Below are 17076 nucleotides of genomic sequence, written 5' to 3'. Positions count from 1 at the left end.
TCGAAAAGTGTTGCAACAGGATGATGATTGAGGGAATTTGAAATATTTATTAATTTAAAATTTTAGGAATTATGGCAAGACAGAAAGGCATAATTAAATTGAAAGGTACGATCGGGGATATTACCTTCTACAAAACCAAAGACGGGCATTTAGCTCGTGAAAAGGGCGGTGTTGATGCCAGCCGAATCAAAAGTGATCCTGCATTCCAGAGAACGCGAGAGAATGGAGCTGAATTTGGTAGAGCGGGGAAAGCGGGGAAAACACTAAGAACAGCTTTGAGAACTTTGCTTATTAATTCTGCTGATAGTAGAATGGTGAGTCGACTAACCCAGTCTATGGTCAAAGTGATTCAAGCGGATTTAGTGAACGACAGAGGGTTGCGTAATGTAATTGATGGCGAAGCGGAACTGCTTGTAGGTTTTGATTTCAATATCACTGGAAAATTAGGGACTACTTTGTTTGTTCCTTTTGTGGGAACAATTGATAGAGCGGCAGGTGAAATTTCGGTGGCTGTGGATCCTTTCGTTCCTGCAAATATGATTGCTGCTCCAGGTGGGACTACTCACTATAAAATTATTTCTGCGGGAGCCGAAATTAATTTTGAGGCGGAAACTTTTGTGGTTTCTAGTTCTGAAACAGCCATCCAGCCATGGGATTCGACGCCTGTAGTAGCCGTTAGTCAATTGAATGCAGTGACTCCAAACAGTGTAAGTCCGTTGTTTTTGGCTTTAGGTCTGGAGTTTTATCAGGAGGTAAATGGAAAAATGTATCCTTTGAAAAATGGTGCATTTAATCCATTGGCATTAGTACTAGTAAGCGGTCTTTAAGATGGTTTTAGTGTTAAATAGGACCTATTTTCCCGAGGGAACACAAGGAGTTTTAGAATGGAACGGCACAGTAGTTTGTTATACCATCGAGTTGCCCTGGTTGCAAAACCAAAGGCGCATTTCTTGTATTCCCGAAGGAGAATATGTTTTGCAGAAGCGGTTTAGTCCTAAATTCAAATGGCATATCCATTTACAAAATGTTCCAGGACGCGATTTTATATTAATACATCCTGCTAATGATGCTAAAAAGGAACTATTGGGCTGTATCGCTCCCGTAACGATACAAACCGGAATAGGGAAGGGAAGTGGCTCTCGAATAGCTTTAGAAAAGCTGACAACTCTCGTATATGCTGCCTTGGGACACAACGAAGAAGTGAAAATAAAGATCCAATCTAATCCTTCGACTCCGCTCACGAGACAAGGCTGAAATAAAAGAGATAAATTATGAATATAGTAGAAAGAACAAAAGCGCCCACTCCGAAGTTTTTCAGGATGTTGCGAAGTATTGGTTTGGCCTTACTGGCCTTAAGTGGAAGTGTGATTGCAGCACCAGTGATTTTGCCAGCTGTTGTCGTTAGCGTTGCGGGCTATCTAGCAGTTGCTGGAGGTGTACTTTCGGCAGTGAGTCAGATGACGGTTGATGATGATGCGAAATCAGAAGAGGATCTTCTAAATCGAATGCGGAAAGACAATGAAAATTTACCTCGAGATGGAATCAAATAACAGCTTACAAATCGGAACCGCATCTGGAACTTTGTTGAGTGTAGTCCCCAACATTGTTTCTGAAGACATTGTAAAAACAGTTATCTTAGCAATTGTAGGAGCGATTATTAGTTTTATTGTTTCGCTAGTTTTAAAAGAATTGACAAAATCAAAAAAGAAATAGTTTGGGTTTGGATTGGTAACCTTTTCCCGAATTTATATGAGAGCCTGATCGAGAGATCAGGCTCTTTTTGTTATTTACAATACCTCAACAATATCACTCTTCTCATTTCACTAATAAGGGCAATATTCTTGTTTAATTGATCCTCTTTTTGTTCCAATAACCTCAACGCCTGGATTTGTTTTTTATGGAGTTCGTGTTCTTGTAGCATTTTGTTAACTTTTGACATAAAATCTTTTTTAAAATCAGCAATTCTTAAAAACGGTATTACGGACCCCAATAAGGATTGATGCCAGAATTTGGCTTTCCAAAGACTATAGGCCAACCAATAAACCGTTTCGGCATCTTCTTCATTTTGGAATAGGATTACATAGCTATTGGTAAATGGTACTTTTTGTGGTTTACCGGAATTCATTCCTTTGTTGAGGATGTAGATTTGGTTTCCTTTATAAACAGCATTTTTTTGGTGTGTTTTGATGATGAAATTTGGCATAGCGCTTTGGTGTTAAAGATTCGACCTTAATTTTTTTCGCTGATTATATTTTCTTTTGATGCGAAGAATTATCATTTCGGAAAAGAAAAAAGAAAAAAAAAGAAAGCCGTTATAATAGCAGCAATGACGAACGAAAATGGAGGAAAGAATGACCGACTGGAAGTGAGGAATGGATGCTAAATTTGCTGTGTTTTTTTCTCTTTCTTTTCTGAAAAATGCACTGTCGTACTTGTTGTAGTTTCTCAGGGGAGTTCCGGTGGAAACGGCAATTAACACCCCCAAGCACCGCAAGGAGCAAAAAAAGTGGTGCCCCTTTTGAGGGCAAGGAACTTTTTTTTGCGGATGAGGAGCGCCGCGGCGGGGTTGCGGCAATCGAGCAGCCACCATAGACGCGAGAGTTGAGCGGAGGTACAAAGCGAAACGTAGCGGCTATGAGCGTGAAACGGCGGGTAAAAAATAGAAGGCAACCGCCTTTTTGGCGGTGTACCTTGATTGAGGGCAAAGCGACCGAACCAATCGATAATTGATAGGGTAATTGATAATTGAAAATGGATGCTTCTAAGATAAGGTAAGTGAGGTAAGCGGAGCCAAGCCCGATGGCTGTGCGAAGGAGCAACCGCTGAAAAAACGGAGGGCTGCAGACACAATATGGCTGGAATGCAGTGAAACGTAGCTTGCGGAGTGTAACGAAATGAAGCGGTATTGTGGATGCATAAGCCCGACCGAACGCAGGAAGTGAACGTGTGAAGATGAGGAACGAAACAGTGCAAAACAAACAGCTGCTTATTTTAAAGCTGCTGTTTTTTTAGTGCTGTGAAGTGACTGTGGAACGGAGGAAAACCTAATTATTAAATCCAAGGGATAAATTGCTTATTTACCAAAATTGCTATTATGAAAATATAAGGTTGACCGACTGGAACAGCCGAACGGAACAAAGGGAACGACCGTAGAGAGACCGCTTGATTGCCTACCGTTGTTTATTTGCAGCTTGTTTCTTTTGAAAACGGATTTCAATCGTTGCGTTACGAATCCCTTCGTGTGGTAGTTGTCATTTGATTTTGAGTATTTAAATATAAATTTTATATCATTAGTTGGCAACACAATAAGGGAAGGATCAATAGCTCCTGAACTAGTGCAAATAATACAAGGTTTAGACGTTTTCTTTAAAACTGAAATGATACAAAATTGTATTGATTTCGATACTGTTTTTAACTACTATTATATCCCAATGATTAGAATGTATAATGCAGTTATTAATTTAGACCACTAAAAAAACCAATTCCCAACAGTTGGGAGATAGACACCAAAACAGAAAACGCCTTCGAAATTTGTTTTATGGTTTACAATTCTAAATTTTTAAAAAATTACTTGAGAGGTTCTGTAATTCCTTTTTTGAGTTTATGCGAATACAAAAAAATAATAAATCCCATTTTTGCAAACCCAGTACAATTTGAAGAAACGACACTAAAAAAACTTAAGACTTTGCAGCTGTTCGATGTCGCTATAAAAAAGCAAGAAGACACCCGCAAGTACTACAACGAACTAAAAACCGCGATAGCAAACGAACTTTTAAAAACATTTTACCATGACAAGCAAAATGCATATTCTTAAAGAAAAGCTTTTATTTTCTACTAAGCAGGGAAACGCTTGGAGACTTCGCAGAGCAACAGAAACCGACTTTCTAAGAAGGGTAATCTTAAATGCTATAATTTGTATTATTGATGATGGTAAAATCGTTTTAAGGCAACAATTAGATAAAATGAAAAACACCCACAATTAGGGTGTTTTTTTTGCTCAAAAAAAACCGCCCTAGCGGGCGGAGGAGTACTTAAAAGTTTCTTTTTGTTGAAAACTACCGTTTTTTTATTTTTTCGACGTGCCAATTACCAGTATTTTTATAGTGCCCAACGATAATTCCACTAAATCACACACGAGCTCAAGATGGCTGTTAACAGTTGCCTATTTCATATTTCTATGATGTTCAATTTAAATTCTTTATCATCAACTTTAGAATCATAAAGTATTATTTTAAGTGCTTTTTCTTTTACAATTGAAATAATTTCATTGCGGCTAACTATTACTTGTTTTTACTTTCCCAAAAGTCTCTAGTTCCATAAATTTAGAATTAAATAAACTTGATGGCATTTTCTTTTTCAATAGATTATGAAAATTTTCGTCATGTGTTGAAAGTATGATTTGCTTTTTATGATTGACAGCGATACTTCTTAATAAATCAATAGTCGAAAGAATGTTTATACTATCCATTGATTGTATTGGGTCATCAATGAATATGCATTCAAGTGGATTTCCTTTGGAATCTTTTGCGTTTAGAGCTTTTGCCAAAAAGATACTTAAACTCAATATGTTTAACTGTGCTGTACTGAAGTACAGATGAGGAATTATTAATTCATCTTGCTTTTTTAGATAAACACAAACATTAAGTTTTGGCTTAGTGTCTGAGAAATCACATTTAAAGGTAACAGTTTTATAATCAGGATGTGGGTCTATCTTCCTGTATAAATCATTTATCAACCCTTCATAAAAGAAAGTATCTATTTGTTGAGTTAAATAATCAGCAACACTTTTTAATTCCGTATCTAATTCCTTAGCAATTTTATTTTTTAAAAAATCAATTCTCGTTTTTGTGTCTTTTTCTATAATTTTTGCCTCCTCATACTTCAAATAAGGTGTGACATTTTCTTTAAGTTTTGCTAAAAGATTATAGTCTTTTATCCTAAACTCCAGCTTATTGATTTCTTCATTAATCTTCTTTTTTCTATCCTCTAGAAACTTTGTAAACTGTTCAAGGTTGTATTGTTTCAATTCAATACCAAGTTTCGATTTAACTTCTTGCTCAAAACCAGTTATTATCTTAATGTATAATTCTTTCGTTTTTTCTATTAGTGTATTTTGCTTTTGAACATCTTCACTTTTAAAAGAGTTTAGAGTAGTGTTAAGGTCTTCAATTTCCTTTTTTAAATTTATTTCTCTGTCAGCATTAGATTTTATGCTACTTGAGGTCTTTGTTAATTCATCGGTCAATACGTTTTCGTTGATTTCTATTTCAGGATAATTTACTTTAAAGAACTCAATAACCCTTAGATATACCGATTCTTTATTAAGTCTATCAAGTTCAGCTAATATCTTAAAAGATTTTTCTTTTGCATTGTCTGATTTCAATGATTCTGATACAATTGAGCTTTTAAGTTCTTCATTCTTTTTGATGAATGATTCAAATTCTGATTTTAATTTGCTTAAAGAGCTTTGTATTTCTTTTTCAAATGCTTCAATCGTTTTTCCGTTTAGTTTTAAAACAGTTTCATTAAGAATTTTAGTATTCAATTCTATCTCTTTTTTGAATATCAATTTTAATTGAGAATATTTTTTCAAATCACCTAAAATTGTTGCAAATCTTTTTTCAATCTCTTCTAATTTCTTAGTGATTTCAGCTATTAGTTTTCCTCTATTTAATTTTAATGATTCATTTAGTTGAGTAATGCTATTGTTTTTAACTTCACTTTCAGTTAGTAAAATTAAAAGGACATTTGATAAAAGTCTATTGTTAGATATTTTTGAAGTCAAAACACTAAACGATTCATATTGCTGTTCGCATAATGGGCAAGAACTTGCTTTACTTTTATTGACAATATCTAAACCTTTTGATATAAACTGTTCCACTTCTTTTTGAAAGTTTTCACTTGCCTCTATCTTAGATTTAATTTCATTAAGATCTTTATTTTCAGTCGTTAATGATTTTTCAATTTGTCTAAGTTCGCCAATGATTTTTGCATTATTGGTATACGCTTCATCGGAATCAGAAGGATAATCACCCGTGTTGATTTCTTGAATCGAAGTTTTGAGGTTATTTATTGGTATTTCAAATAAACTTTTTTCCTTTTCTAAGTTCTTAATCTTCGCTTCTACCTCAACAAGTTTTGCATTTGATTCTTGCTGCTTGACATTGGTGTTGTCAAGGCTTTCTTTAATTTTTGGTGTTTCAGAAATTATTTTTTCTAAATCAGAAATTTGTTTCTGTACAGAACTTTGTTTTTGGGCATTTTCAATTTCATTTTGTTTTAGAACATTCAGACTCATTATTATTACTGACAACTCGTTTTTCAGTTCTTCGTTTTCTTTCCTCTTTGTAGAAATTTCTTTAATTATTTTTTCATATTCTTTAAAGTCATTTTTTAACGGTTCAAAGTTTTGTTTTTTTGTACTTAGTTCATCATTTAGCTTTTTAAGCGAATCAATCTCATTTGTACACTTTTGTTTTTTCTCAAATTTCTCAAGAATAGAGTTGTTTTCTTTGTGTTGTTTTTCAAGTTTCTCTATTTGATTTTTTGATTCAAAATATTTAGTCATTCCTTCAATTTCATCATTACCTGTGAAGAAAATATCTAAATACTTATTGTGTTCAGTAGCTTTTTTAATTTCAAAATTTAAATCACTTGTCCTTTCAGATACAGTATTTGAAAGATTAAGAGCCTCAGTTTCCGAAAAAGATTCATCAATCTTCTTTAAATGTTCTCCTACTTTGTTTAATGATATGATTTTTTCATTTACTTTTTTAAGAATATCCTTATCACCTTCAAATTTCAATTCTAATTGAATACCGCTTAGTTCTTTTTTAAGGGTCTCAATCTTCTTGTTGTTGAATGCTACTAGGCTAATTAGTTTTTTATAATATTCATCTATTTTTTTATCGCCAAAATATTCGATGAATGTTTCATATCTTCCTTCTGGTTTGTCTTCCTTTAAAAAAGCATCAATCCATTCTTGTGATAGAATAACTGCTTTGAATTCTTTGTTAATCGTTTCATTAGGGTCAAATTTATAATCATACCCTGCCTTTGTTTTTGGCTTTTCGATTTTGGTTTCAATTGGACTTTCTTCACCAACTTTATATAGTTTGATGTAAGATGGAAGATCCTCAGCAGAGTTATTATTTCGTAGAAAATATTGGTTTTTATTTGATCTAATACTTCTCTCTGATTTAACTGAATTAAAAGTATCCTTTCCATTGTTTTTTCTTAGAAAACGGTCAATATTATTGGTAATACCGTATTCAATAGCATCATAAAATGAGGTCTTTCCAAACCCATTAGGTGCATACAAAGAAATAAAGTCAGCACTTTTACCATCTTCTTTACGGATAAAATCGAATGTTCCATCTTCGACTTTGTCATAAGCACGAAATGCTTGTATTTCAACTTTTTTAAATTTCATTTTTGTATATTTTTTCTATTGAATCCAATGCATCTTGTAAATCATTATCACTCTTTTTATTTAAGCTAAGCTTATCTAATATCTTGGAAAGTGAAGTATTCTTTTTAAATTTTAATGATTGTTTGTTCTCTACACCGATTTGAATATTATCATTTGTAATATGTTCTGATATAAAGAGATTAATTTCTTTTTCGGTAAAAGATTTGACGTTCTCAATTACAATTTTTCTGCTGCTAAACTTATTGTTTTCGATTTCGTATTTCAATTGCTTTTCAATAGTTTCCTTTGATAAAAAGAAAATATAAAAATTCCATCTGGAATATTCCTCCTTAAAATTAATTACAAAATCTGTGGTAATTTGACCATTAAAATCTTTCCAATTTTTATTCAAATCATTGGGTGTTTCAAAACTTACAAATACTATCGGAATAACTCCACCAAATAACAACTCCCCAAACACTAATTCTTTGATAGGGAAGTCTTTCTTCAGTTTATTAAAAAGCTCTTCAAATTTTAATTCTTTATAGGATTCCATGGGTATTTTCTTTTATTGTTTCTCTTGAATTCAAGACAGTCATTTCTCGATATTCAAGAATATTTTTTATAATCGAATCTTGAAATTTAAATATATTAACCAATTTTAAATCCTCGAAGGGATTACTTACAGTATTGCTGATGTTTTTAGGGTCTATTGGGCTACTAATATCTGGTATTAATAATTTTAATTCATCTTTTGAATATTCAACACGTGGAGGATTATTCTCGTTAGTTGCACAGACAACGATAGAGCCTCCAATCTCAATATCTGATAAGTTAGAACTGTAGATTTCATTTATCTTCTTCGTCCAACTATTTGTGTCGATAATGAATAACTTTCTTTTTTTGTGCAGTTCTTTTAAATCTTCAAGTTTCAATTTCTTTTCAGAATGTAGCTGATTGTAAGTTAATAATTCTAGAAAAGATGACCATAGTTTCTTATGAAAACTCATAGTTTTATCAGTACCATACGCAAGAAATTCATCCTTAAATATTTCCAAAATAGAGTTTGGGGTAAAGTCACCACAAAGATCTTTTGAGATTTTCTTTAACTCTTTTTGGATTAGTTCTTTTTTATATTCAAGATTAGGTAAAGGAAAAATATCATTAAGTAATCTTTCAAAAGAACCAATGTATGGTGGAAATAACTTGCATAGTTCGTCTTCATTTTCAGCTATAATCTCATCATAAAATGATAACGGCATAAATATTAATCGACCTAAGGTTTCTTTTCCATCTTCTGCAGCCATTTTAGATTGAATACCGGCAATCAAAATACAGGAATCTTCTACTTTCAGAATACCACCTCCTGATTGACCAATTACTTCTGTGTAGATAATAGGCTGTTTATTTTTTGATTCCCTATAATTGTGTTCCTTAGGTTGTAGTATTGTAATTTCATCAAGTCTAAAGCTGTCATTTTGATTTCTCCTTGAATTAGGATGCCCACATAAAAAATACCCATCTTTATTTTCAAGTAATAAATCATCTCGAAGTAATTCTTCTATTGTGTCTATTCTTTGAACTTTTATAATTGCCGCATCTTTGTTTTCATCAGAATGTCTGAAAGGCTCTCCAATAATTTCTAATGTTTCGTTTTTTACATTTCCATTTTCATCTAAGTTTTGTCGAATTATTGATGGTGCATTATTGCCTGATATAACATGATTTGCTGTTAGAACATAACTATATTCATCATTTATTGGTTGAAACAAGCAACCACTTCCACCTTCAACTTTTACAGTAAATTCAGGTAATAAATTTATTCTTGTCATTATTTAAAAATTGAATTCGTTACCTTCTTTGCTAATAGGTTTAAAATTTGGAAAATCAGAATAGTCTTTAGGTTTAAAGATTTGCTCGATTTGTTCAGGATAATTAAAATACACCTCACAATTTTCATTTATAGATGCTAGTCTTGCAAGAAACTGTTTATTAGGATGAGCATGTTTGTTACCATTAGTGCTTATTATATATTTGTTAGTTTTGATTAATTCTAACATCTCTATACTATTATTTGCTTTACTACCGTGATGCGAAATTTTTACCAACGCTGCTTTTAATGGTTTGTCTTTAGAGTACCCAAATGCTTTCAATGAATTTACGACTACTGTTGGGTGTGCATCTGCTAAGAAAACAAAGTTCTTTTTATTAAGTGTCATTATCAAAGCAATAGAACTGCCGTTATGAATGGCAGGGTCTTCTTTGAATTTATCTTTCGCAATATGTTCTTTAAGTGTGAGTTCATAGTCATTTTTATCGACTGAAGTGTATAATGATTCTGGTTTTTCTTTTTCCCATTTGCCAAGCAATAGTTGTAGTTTATCAGGACTTGGAGACAAAATTTTAAAGTTAATGCTCAAATATTTAAAAGAATCTAACGAAACAAAGGTCCTTCTGTTCCAAATTCCCTTTTCTTCAATGTAATCCTCAAACTTCACACCTTGTCCAATACTTGTAAGAGTACCGTCATCAGGAATCTCTAATAAATTCGTAGCTATTTCTTGTTCATTATAGTGTTCTGAAATAAGTCTTCCCGAATTAAACCAAACTTGTCCGATTATTTTATGTGCTTCTTTATCTTTTTCAAACCATTTCAACACGCCTCCAATATGGTCATCGTCAACATGGGTAAGTACAAGAAGATCAATTTTTTCGTTACTCTCTCTGATCTTGTCAACGGTTTCTTTTAGTTCTCCGTATTTAAGTTTACCTTTTTTGTCTTTATGAACGTATGTCGCAGGCATTCCACCGTCAATTAAAATGTTTCTTGTGTCTCCCTTCTCTTTAAACGAAATCAGGATTGCGTCTCCGTTGAATGCTTTTAAAAATTTAATTCTCATAGTTGTACTTATTGAGAAGTATTGGCGTTTTGTCTGTCATTTTTCTAATTATTTCTTATCAGTGGTGGTAGTTTTAAGATTGATTGATAGCGTTTTGCCACTTTGAGATGGCTGTAAGCTCGTAACCAATCAATTTTCGGCTTAACGAAAACGTCATTAAAAACGGTAGAATTTGAAGTGTGTTTTATAAAATTTTATTTATTTGGTGTTGATTTTGAAGGTTTTAACGAAGGTGTATTTCCTGGAGTTCCTTTATTGTCACGTTGACGTTGGTCTGGTTTTCCTGTTGAATCTGCAATTCTTTTTGGTCCTGGTTTAAGTGCCATTGTTTTTTTTTATGATTAGTTAATAATTTAATTTACTTTAGAATTCTATTTATAGGAGGCATAAGACAGCTAAAATATCCATATCATCTAAATTTATTTTAATTGTAAATGTAGGATTTATTAAACAGTTCTTACTTTTTATTTCTCCTAAAATCGGAGGGGTAAATAGGGTATGGGTCTAGCCATAAACCTCTTTTGTTTTTACGTGCCTCTTGTTCCAAATTGGCTAATAATTTTGAAGTTGAATACTTTTTGTATTGCCAACCAAAACCGTTTTTAATGATTTCTGCAGATAGATATTTGTTGTTGTCATAATAAATTTTTGCGATGCTACGCCCATAACGATCAATATCTGTAACCTTGTATTTTATTTCTTTTAAGTAAACTTGGGCGGAGGTAAATTGTTTGGCCTTTGTTCCAAAGGCTTGCTTTTTTTCCGGGCAATCTACTTATGCCAATCTTAAAGTAGTTTGGTTGTTAACGGCATCAATAACCACAACGGTATCGCCATCTTTAATCGCAATTACTTTTCCAGTTAAAGTTTGTGCATAGACCTGGACACAAAGAAAAAAAATAAGTAGAACTTTTAATTTCATAGGTTGTTATTTGTGGTAAAGTAGGATTGTTTAACGAAAGCTTGATGTCAAAAGTTTATATGTCGCTACGATAATTCCACTAAATTCCAGCTAACTCAAAGCATTGATGTAAAAGCATAACTTTGAAAGTAGTAAAACGAAGATTATATAATTACAACAGACCTTTTCTATTTCAAAGATATTCATTGGTTTAGATATTCACAAAAATTATGTTTAACCAGTTTTTTTCTTAGCAAGCCTTTGTTTTAGTTTATTTCATTTTTCTAATTATTATTTTTAAATTTAGCATGTCCTCTATTTTTATGATTTGACAATTGTTCCTCGCAGTAATGAATAATATTTTCTTGACTATTTTTCACTTCTTCCAAGTAATAGTCTTTTTCGGGACTTATGGTTTGCTTTTTATAAGCTAAATCTCCATTTGCTGATTTATCATAACCGTCATAAAACTTTTCCAACATTTTCTTTTTCGAGTTTAAATTTGGATTTACCTTTTTACCCGAAATTGTATCGAAAATATCTGGTAGAATGTCGTCTAATTCCAAATGAATTAATTTTTTCTTTGAATTGCAATTTGGACACGAGTCAATCATATAAGCAAATTTGATGTTGCAATTTTGACAACTTATTATATCTTCATTCATAATTAATTCTATTTTTTAATCATTTGTCCTTTTTCTAAGATATCATACAACATTTCGCCACTTTGAGATGGCTGGAAGTTCGTAACCGTTCAATTTCAACTTAACAAAAAATTGATATAAAACGGTAGTTCTACTAAATCATACGCCTTATCAGAACCACCGTCGTGCGTTCGGCTTTGTGTTTTATGCTTAAATAATGAATACAATTCTAATTAAATATTATTTTAGATGTTATTCTATTTAATACTTGCAAGCCATCTTGGTTTAAAACCTTTCTAATTATTTCAATACGTTCATTATAAATTTTAAAATCTAAATCAAAATGATATGTATCATTATCACCAATTCTATCATTTAAAGATTGTAATTCAAAACATAAAATCTTTAAAGTTTGCTTATTGTTACTATCAGAATCTTCTGCGCAAATAGACGAAGCAAATTTTTGCATAGCGCAAATGGAATCCATGATACAACTTAAAAAACTAGGTTTTATATCACCATTTGCTTTTTCACTAAGACTAATTCCAATCTGATAATTTAATTCAGATTCTAATAAAATCAACTTATTATAATACCTTATCCATTCGGATTTTTGATTATTATAATCCTCCTCTACTTTTCTTATACGGTAACTATAACGTTCGCTGACATTTATATAGGTAAAATAGCCAGAAACCGCTACAAGGATAGGGAAAAGAACGAGCATTAAATTTGTGTCGCGACTTTGTTGGGTAATGTAATAATCTTCTTTAAAAGTTTTATCAGAGTTAAAATCTATTGAGTTTTTGTTTAAAGAGTTTATTCTAGTTTCCAAAGCATTATTGTTGTGATATTCAACACTACAAAAAACAATCAAACCAAATAAAATTGAAGTGTAAATAAGATGAATGTTACTTTTCATTAAAATTTTGTTTATTATTATTATTATTATTATCGAGTAATGTGATTAACGTCTTTCTGGAGCTTGGCGTGGTTGGGGACTAAAGAGTCGATATCTTGCGGTTAAACACAAATTTTTAAAATACAAAGCCAGTTTTTCCTTAAGCCAAATGTCCAAATTGCTTGCAGCGTGTGTTAGGGGAGCTTTATTATTGCTATTTACTCATAGAATGCAGGTCCAAAACTCATATCATAATGAACCTTATTGATGTGTAATTTATTTATACTAGCTACTTTAATCTTTTCTTCTTCAATTGGCCGTCCAAAAATCGCGAGATTAGGAACGACCTGTGATTCACTAAATTCTCTTAAATTTTCAATTTTCCGGATAGACATTCCAAAAACAGTATCAAATGGAACTGTTCCTGTTCTTATATGACTAAAATATGACGGATACATTATTCCATCGAAACCATACTCTTTAGCTTTATGTGCAATTCTTCGGCAAATGTGATAAGAATGTTTACTTGCTAAAAATAAAAAATGAAGAGCTAAATCTAAACTTTCAAACTCATTCACATCGGGTTCGTCTATTACCGCACATAGATTTAAAATTTTTAAGGAAGTGGTAGGATACAATTTGCTTACAAAAATATTATCCTCTGCTTTTACTCTACATTCATGTATACATAGATCTAGGTCAGGTGAACAGTAAAGTATTGGGAAATCTTTTTCGTCGAAACGATTCTTGCCAAGAAAATTATTAGGTGGTGAATCATATTCTGAAAAACGATGTGGTGTCTTTAGGTTAATGCGCAGTCGATAAAAATAGTGTTCTGGATACAGAAGATGTTTAGGATATTTTGCTATGATCTCATCAATTACTTTATCTCTATGTTTTTTAACCTGTAACAATTTCAAAGGATGTATTTTTCCAAGCGTCCATAATCTTGGTCCATAATAAAATATTCCTAATTCGCCATATTGCTCAAGCAATTTTGCATCCTGTGCAAGACCGCCAGAGAAGTTAACCTCAGATTTTCCGAAAAAGTGTTCATTAAACTGAATGATCGGACTACCGCCATATTTTACTTTCTCGATTGTTCCTCGAACAAAAAATGTATAACATAACTTACGTATATCCACTTTATTTAATTTTGCTCCTTTGTTTGAATTGCATTGAATGCATTTCTTTTTTATTGCGTTTCCAATTGAAAAAGCATCCCTTCTTAGACCTTCATCAATAAAACATTCGGAACATAAAAGATATATTTTTGAATTTGAATTGTCTTCAATGAGATAGGGATTTAAACCTTGTTGGCTTAAAATGAATTGAACAGTTTGATTAAAATCTAACATTTTATAGTTTTTTGAAAAGGTTACTCCTAACGTTATGCCACTTAGCGAGGTTGTGGACTTTTGAAAACGAGTACTTTCGGTTGAACGTAAACTCGTTAAAAACGTTAATTCGACTAAATGCTCCATCCCGCTAAATGGCGGTTAGACAAAGTTATACTTGGTTATCATCGTTATTTGGATTCCTCATCTGTCTAATTATTTCTTGTGCGCTATTAAAATCATCTAATGGATTTCTCATCCTTTTTAGAATTTCGTGAGAATTAATAATTTCATCATTTGAATTCCTCATTTGTCTAAATATTTCTTGAGCGCTATTAAAATCATCTAATGGATTTCTCATCCTTTTTAGAATTTCGTTAGAATTTTGAATTTCATTATTTTGATTATTTATTCGTATCAACATATCTTGATTTCTATTGAATTGATCCAATGGATTACTCATTCTTTCTAAAAGTCCCTGACTTTCGTCATAATTTTTTTCCCGTTTTTTTAATCTATCAATATTCTTTTTTACATTATCAACTTCTTTTTGTTGGATGTTTTTCTGGATATTTTCAGTTTCTGCCTCTAACGTTTCTGTATTTGCAACTTTGTATGATTCAGAAATTAATTGTATAAATTTTTTCGTTGTGATAGAGTAAAATAAATTATTAGTATTATTAATAAATTCTTTTATTAATTCTTTTCTCGGTCCTAAATCGTGACCTTTGAATTTAATTGCCCAATCTTCTTTTCTGTCATCAGAAATAAATAATATTGGTCTGTCTGTTTTGACCGACAGAGCTTGTAATTCATTCCATATAATTAAATCACCAAATTTATCTATTGAATTTTTAGCGTTGTCTTTATAGCCTGGAGGTATTTCTTTTTCATATCTCTCTTTGCCGTCAATATATATGTTTTCCTTTTCTTCAGCAGTTAATTCGAAACTTACTTTTTCTTTAATGATTTCAACTAATTCCTCTAATATAGGATCTTTACCTTGTAAATAATTAAAATCTAAATCTTGCTTAAAATCTTGAATAGAAGAAGTTATTTTTTTCATTGATGTCTCTAATTCTGAAACAATACACTCTTTCAATGAATTCTCGTGTTTTAGAATGCTTAATGCAGAATTATATTTATCTGCTCCGGTATAATTATTAATTATATTTAATAATTTATTTTGATTTTCTTCGATTAACTCATTTATTGTATCTTTAAACGAAGAACGGTTTTCAATTATGATTAACCTATTTTTGTAAAATTCGTCGCAAATGTGGTGAGTTAGGAATAATCTTTCTTCTACTTTTCTAAGTATTTCAAAATATTTACTTCTATTTTCCTCGCTATATCTGTATAGATTTAATACTGAATTTGTATCTAAAACAATTATTGCCGTTTCATAGATTTGGTCAACAAATTCAATTATGTGATGTTCTTTAAATTTAGTTTTCATTTTTACGTGATGTAGTTTAATTTCGCATGACGTTTTGCTGCTTTGAGATGGCTGGAAGTTCGTAACCACTCAGTTTTCGGCTTAACGAAAACTTGATGCGAAACGATAATTCCACTAAATTCCAGCTATATCAAAGCATCAATGTAAAAGCATAACTTTGAGAGTACTAAAAACGAAGATTATGCAATTACAAGACGCCTTTTCTATTCCAAAGATATTCATTGGTTTAGATATTCACAAAAAAAGCTGGACAGTTTCTATCCAAACAGATTTATTTTTTCACAAGACCTATTCGATGCCTTCAATTGCTGAGGATTTGTATCAATATGTGGAGCGAACATTTCCAAATCACGCTGTCGATTTAGTTTATGAAGCGGGTTGTTGCGGATTCTCCGCGGCACGATACTTTTTAAACCTTGGTTGGAATGTTCTAGTTGTTAATCCCTCAGATGTAAAGAGAGGAGATAAAGAGCGCTATCAAAAAACAGATGCCTTAGATTCTAAAAACTTGTCCAATCAATTAAAATCAGGTGTTCTAAGAGGTGTTTTTATTCCCACAGAAGAGCACGAACAATTTACGACCTTGGCTCGCCATAGAACGCAAGTGACCAAGAAACTGCGACAAACCAAATCACATATTAAAAGTATGTTACTGTTTCATGGAATAAAAGTTCCAGACGAGTTTGATAATTCAAATTGGACTATAGCTTTTATTGCGTGGTTAGAAGAAATAAAATTCAGCACTTCTTGTGGCGATTTAGCATTGCAAGGAAAAATACGAATGTTCAAGTTTATCAAATCAGAATATTTAGAAATTGCCAATCAAATGCGTGCTTATTGTAGAAAAAACAATAAGAAAGATTACAATCTTTTGAAAAGTATTCCAGGAATAGGAGGATATTTAGCTAGTGTAATCTTGGCCGAATGTGGAGATTTACGTCGGTTCAATAACGAAGGGCAGTTTAGTTCCTATATCGGATTAGTTCCTGGAATGTACAACAGTGGAGAGTCAGAAAAGTGTTTAGGAATTACTCCAAGGAGTCGTTCACAATTACGCAGTTATTTAGTTGAAGCGGCTTGGATAGCCATTAGAAAAGATACCGAAATGCAAAATTATTACCGGAAACATCAAGGTAAAAACGTAAAAAGTGTCATTATAAAAGTAGCTCATAAAATGGCACGCAGAATTTTATCAGTTATTAAAACCGAAACCGCATATCAAATTAATAGAAATATAGTATTAGTAGAACAATAAAAATAACCTTCTTAACAAGCTCAACAATACAAGAAAAATAGACTACAAAACAGCCATGGTGGTTCCATAAAATGAAGCCACATCTCAAAGTCGGTAGCTATTTTATTATTCTTACAATCATACCGATGCTGGTGGCTGCCATAAGCAGACCACATATAGGAGTGTGAGCTTTAAGATTATAAAAAGAAATATTATGAAGTAAAAGAGGAATTAATTCTTGGCATCATTGGAAAAGTTAGAATAACTTTTTTAGTCCAATGCTTTCAGC

The 17076-nt window shown here is 32.0% G+C and carries 17 protein-coding genes and 2 pseudogenes; 7 read left to right on the top strand and 12 right to left on the bottom strand.

The features are described 5' to 3' along the window. Positions 1-71: 71 nt before the first annotated feature. Genes QO182_RS12225 through QO182_RS12210 form a run of 4 tightly spaced genes read left to right on the top strand, consistent with a single transcriptional unit; the run spans position 72 to position 1713 of the window. Positions 72-827 carry a hypothetical protein gene (locus QO182_RS12225; protein WP_371561897.1) on the top strand — a complete coding sequence of 252 codons (756 nt, stop codon included), beginning with the start codon at positions 72-74 and terminating at the stop codon, positions 825-827. A gap of 1 nt (position 828) precedes the next feature. Beyond that, positions 829-1254: a DUF5675 family protein gene (locus QO182_RS12220; RefSeq protein ID WP_371561895.1), complete on the top strand. Its 426-nt coding sequence runs from the start codon at positions 829-831 to the stop codon at positions 1252-1254. Between the two features lie 17 nt (positions 1255-1271). Continuing rightward, a complete protein-coding gene (locus QO182_RS12215; protein WP_371561893.1) occupies positions 1272-1550 on the top strand; it encodes a hypothetical protein in 279 nt (92 codons plus the stop codon). Next, positions 1537-1713: a hypothetical protein gene (locus tag QO182_RS12210; RefSeq protein ID WP_371561891.1), complete on the top strand. Its 177-nt coding sequence runs from the start codon at positions 1537-1539 to the stop codon at positions 1711-1713. The genes QO182_RS12215 and QO182_RS12210 overlap by 14 nt, the downstream gene beginning before the upstream one ends. Positions 1714-1783: 70 nt before the next feature. Here QO182_RS12210 and QO182_RS12205 read toward each other — a convergent pair whose 3' ends face one another. Continuing rightward, positions 1784-2203, bottom strand: a complete 420-nt coding sequence (locus tag QO182_RS12205; RefSeq protein WP_371561889.1) for a hypothetical protein — start codon at positions 2201-2203, stop codon at positions 1784-1786. A 1272-nt stretch (positions 2204-3475) separates the two neighbouring features. On the opposite strand from QO182_RS12205, the pseudogene QO182_RS12200 reads away from it, so the two are divergent. Both QO182_RS12200 and QO182_RS12195 read left to right on the top strand, forming a co-directional pair. After that, a pseudogene (locus tag QO182_RS12200) lies at positions 3476-3814 on the top strand (hypothetical protein); the annotation flags it as partial. After that, entirely contained in the window at positions 3789-3983 is a 195-nt protein-coding gene (locus QO182_RS12195; RefSeq protein WP_371561887.1) for a hypothetical protein, read from the top strand. The pseudogene QO182_RS12200 and the gene QO182_RS12195, both read left to right, overlap by 26 nt. 290 nt (positions 3984-4273) lie before the next feature. On the opposite strand, the gene QO182_RS12190 is transcribed toward QO182_RS12195, so the two are convergent. The 11 genes and pseudogenes from QO182_RS12190 to QO182_RS12140 form a co-directional block, all read right to left on the bottom strand. Next, the gene (locus tag QO182_RS12190; protein ID WP_371561885.1) at positions 4274-7432 is read right to left on the bottom strand and encodes an AAA family ATPase; all 3159 of its coding nucleotides are present in this window, start codon (positions 7430-7432) and stop codon (positions 4274-4276) included. Continuing rightward, positions 7422-7967, bottom strand: a complete 546-nt coding sequence (locus tag QO182_RS12185) for an ABC-three component system middle component 1 (protein WP_371561883.1) — start codon at positions 7965-7967, stop codon at positions 7422-7424. The genes QO182_RS12190 and QO182_RS12185 overlap by 11 nt, the downstream gene beginning before the upstream one ends. Continuing rightward, the gene (locus tag QO182_RS12180; RefSeq protein ID WP_371561881.1) at positions 7954-9243 is read right to left on the bottom strand and encodes an ABC-three component system protein; all 1290 of its coding nucleotides are present in this window, start codon (positions 9241-9243) and stop codon (positions 7954-7956) included. Before QO182_RS12180 ends, QO182_RS12185 begins: the two co-directional genes overlap by 14 nt. A 3-nt stretch (positions 9244-9246) precedes the next feature. Beyond that, positions 9247-10311 carry a ComEC/Rec2 family competence protein gene (locus QO182_RS12175; RefSeq protein ID WP_371561879.1) on the bottom strand — a complete coding sequence of 355 codons (1065 nt, stop codon included), beginning with the start codon at positions 10309-10311 and terminating at the stop codon, positions 9247-9249. A gap of 194 nt (positions 10312-10505) precedes the next feature. Beyond that, a complete protein-coding gene (locus QO182_RS12170) occupies positions 10506-10637 on the bottom strand; it encodes a hypothetical protein (RefSeq protein WP_371561877.1) in 132 nt (43 codons plus the stop codon). A gap of 131 nt (positions 10638-10768) precedes the next feature. Further along, positions 10769-11074 (bottom strand): annotated as a pseudogene (locus QO182_RS12165) (thermonuclease family protein); the annotation flags it as partial. 12 nt (positions 11075-11086) lie between these two features. After that, a complete protein-coding gene (locus QO182_RS12160) occupies positions 11087-11233 on the bottom strand; it encodes a hypothetical protein (protein ID WP_371561875.1) in 147 nt (48 codons plus the stop codon). Between the two features lie 263 nt (positions 11234-11496). After that, a complete protein-coding gene (locus QO182_RS12155; protein ID WP_371561873.1) occupies positions 11497-11877 on the bottom strand; it encodes a hypothetical protein in 381 nt (126 codons plus the stop codon). Between the two features lie 208 nt (positions 11878-12085). Further along, positions 12086-12778 carry a hypothetical protein gene (locus QO182_RS12150; RefSeq protein WP_371561871.1) on the bottom strand — a complete coding sequence of 231 codons (693 nt, stop codon included), beginning with the start codon at positions 12776-12778 and terminating at the stop codon, positions 12086-12088. Positions 12779-12975: 197 nt separating this feature from the next. Next, positions 12976-14115, bottom strand: coding sequence for an RES family NAD+ phosphorylase (locus QO182_RS12145; protein WP_371561869.1), 1140 nt, complete (start codon positions 14113-14115; stop codon positions 12976-12978). Positions 14116-14266: 151 nt separating this feature from the next. After that, a complete protein-coding gene (locus tag QO182_RS12140; RefSeq protein WP_371561867.1) occupies positions 14267-15553 on the bottom strand; it encodes a PIN-like domain-containing protein in 1287 nt (428 codons plus the stop codon). Positions 15554-15734: 181 nt separating this feature from the next. Between QO182_RS12140 and QO182_RS12135 the strand changes: the two genes are divergently transcribed. Continuing rightward, positions 15735-16808, top strand: coding sequence for an IS110 family transposase (locus QO182_RS12135; RefSeq protein WP_371561865.1), 1074 nt, complete (start codon positions 15735-15737; stop codon positions 16806-16808). The last annotated feature ends 268 nt before the right edge of the window (positions 16809-17076 follow it).

Origin of the sequence: Flavobacterium sp. Arc2, assembly GCF_041431385.1 — a bacterium.
In the GTDB taxonomy this organism is placed as follows: Bacteria; Bacteroidota; Bacteroidia; order Flavobacteriales; family Flavobacteriaceae; genus Flavobacterium.
The sequence above is the reverse complement of the archived record's forward strand: the minus strand, read 5'-3'. Positions and strand labels throughout refer to the sequence as shown.

Bases quoted from the DNA above. Each gene is read 5' to 3' on its own strand.
- QO182_RS12225 (WP_371561897.1), top strand. From the start codon at position 72: ATGGCAAGACAGAAAGGCATAATTAAATTGAAAGGTACGATCGGGGAT.
- QO182_RS12220 (WP_371561895.1), top strand. From the start codon at position 829: ATGGTTTTAGTGTTAAATAGGACCTATTTTCCCGAGGGAACACAAGGA.
- QO182_RS12215 (WP_371561893.1), top strand. From the start codon at position 1,272: ATGAATATAGTAGAAAGAACAAAAGCGCCCACTCCGAAGTTTTTCAGG.
- QO182_RS12210 (WP_371561891.1), top strand. From the start codon at position 1,537: ATGGAATCAAATAACAGCTTACAAATCGGAACCGCATCTGGAACTTTG.
- QO182_RS12205 (WP_371561889.1), bottom strand. From the start codon at position 2,203: ATGCCAAATTTCATCATCAAAACACACCAAAAAAATGCTGTTTATAAA.
- QO182_RS12195 (WP_371561887.1), top strand. From the start codon at position 3,789: ATGACAAGCAAAATGCATATTCTTAAAGAAAAGCTTTTATTTTCTACT.
- QO182_RS12190 (WP_371561885.1), bottom strand. From the start codon at position 7,432: ATGAAATTTAAAAAAGTTGAAATACAAGCATTTCGTGCTTATGACAAA.
- QO182_RS12185 (WP_371561883.1), bottom strand. From the start codon at position 7,967: ATGGAATCCTATAAAGAATTAAAATTTGAAGAGCTTTTTAATAAACTG.
- QO182_RS12180 (WP_371561881.1), bottom strand. From the start codon at position 9,243: ATGACAAGAATAAATTTATTACCTGAATTTACTGTAAAAGTTGAAGGT.
- QO182_RS12175 (WP_371561879.1), bottom strand. From the start codon at position 10,311: ATGAGAATTAAATTTTTAAAAGCATTCAACGGAGACGCAATCCTGATT.
- QO182_RS12170 (WP_371561877.1), bottom strand. From the start codon at position 10,637: ATGGCACTTAAACCAGGACCAAAAAGAATTGCAGATTCAACAGGAAAA.
- QO182_RS12160 (WP_371561875.1), bottom strand. From the start codon at position 11,233: ATGAAATTAAAAGTTCTACTTATTTTTTTTCTTTGTGTCCAGGTCTAT.
- QO182_RS12155 (WP_371561873.1), bottom strand. From the start codon at position 11,877: ATGAATGAAGATATAATAAGTTGTCAAAATTGCAACATCAAATTTGCT.
- QO182_RS12150 (WP_371561871.1), bottom strand. From the start codon at position 12,778: ATGAAAAGTAACATTCATCTTATTTACACTTCAATTTTATTTGGTTTG.
- QO182_RS12145 (WP_371561869.1), bottom strand. From the start codon at position 14,115: ATGTTAGATTTTAATCAAACTGTTCAATTCATTTTAAGCCAACAAGGT.
- QO182_RS12140 (WP_371561867.1), bottom strand. From the start codon at position 15,553: ATGAAAACTAAATTTAAAGAACATCACATAATTGAATTTGTTGACCAA.
- QO182_RS12135 (WP_371561865.1), top strand. From the start codon at position 15,735: ATGCAATTACAAGACGCCTTTTCTATTCCAAAGATATTCATTGGTTTA.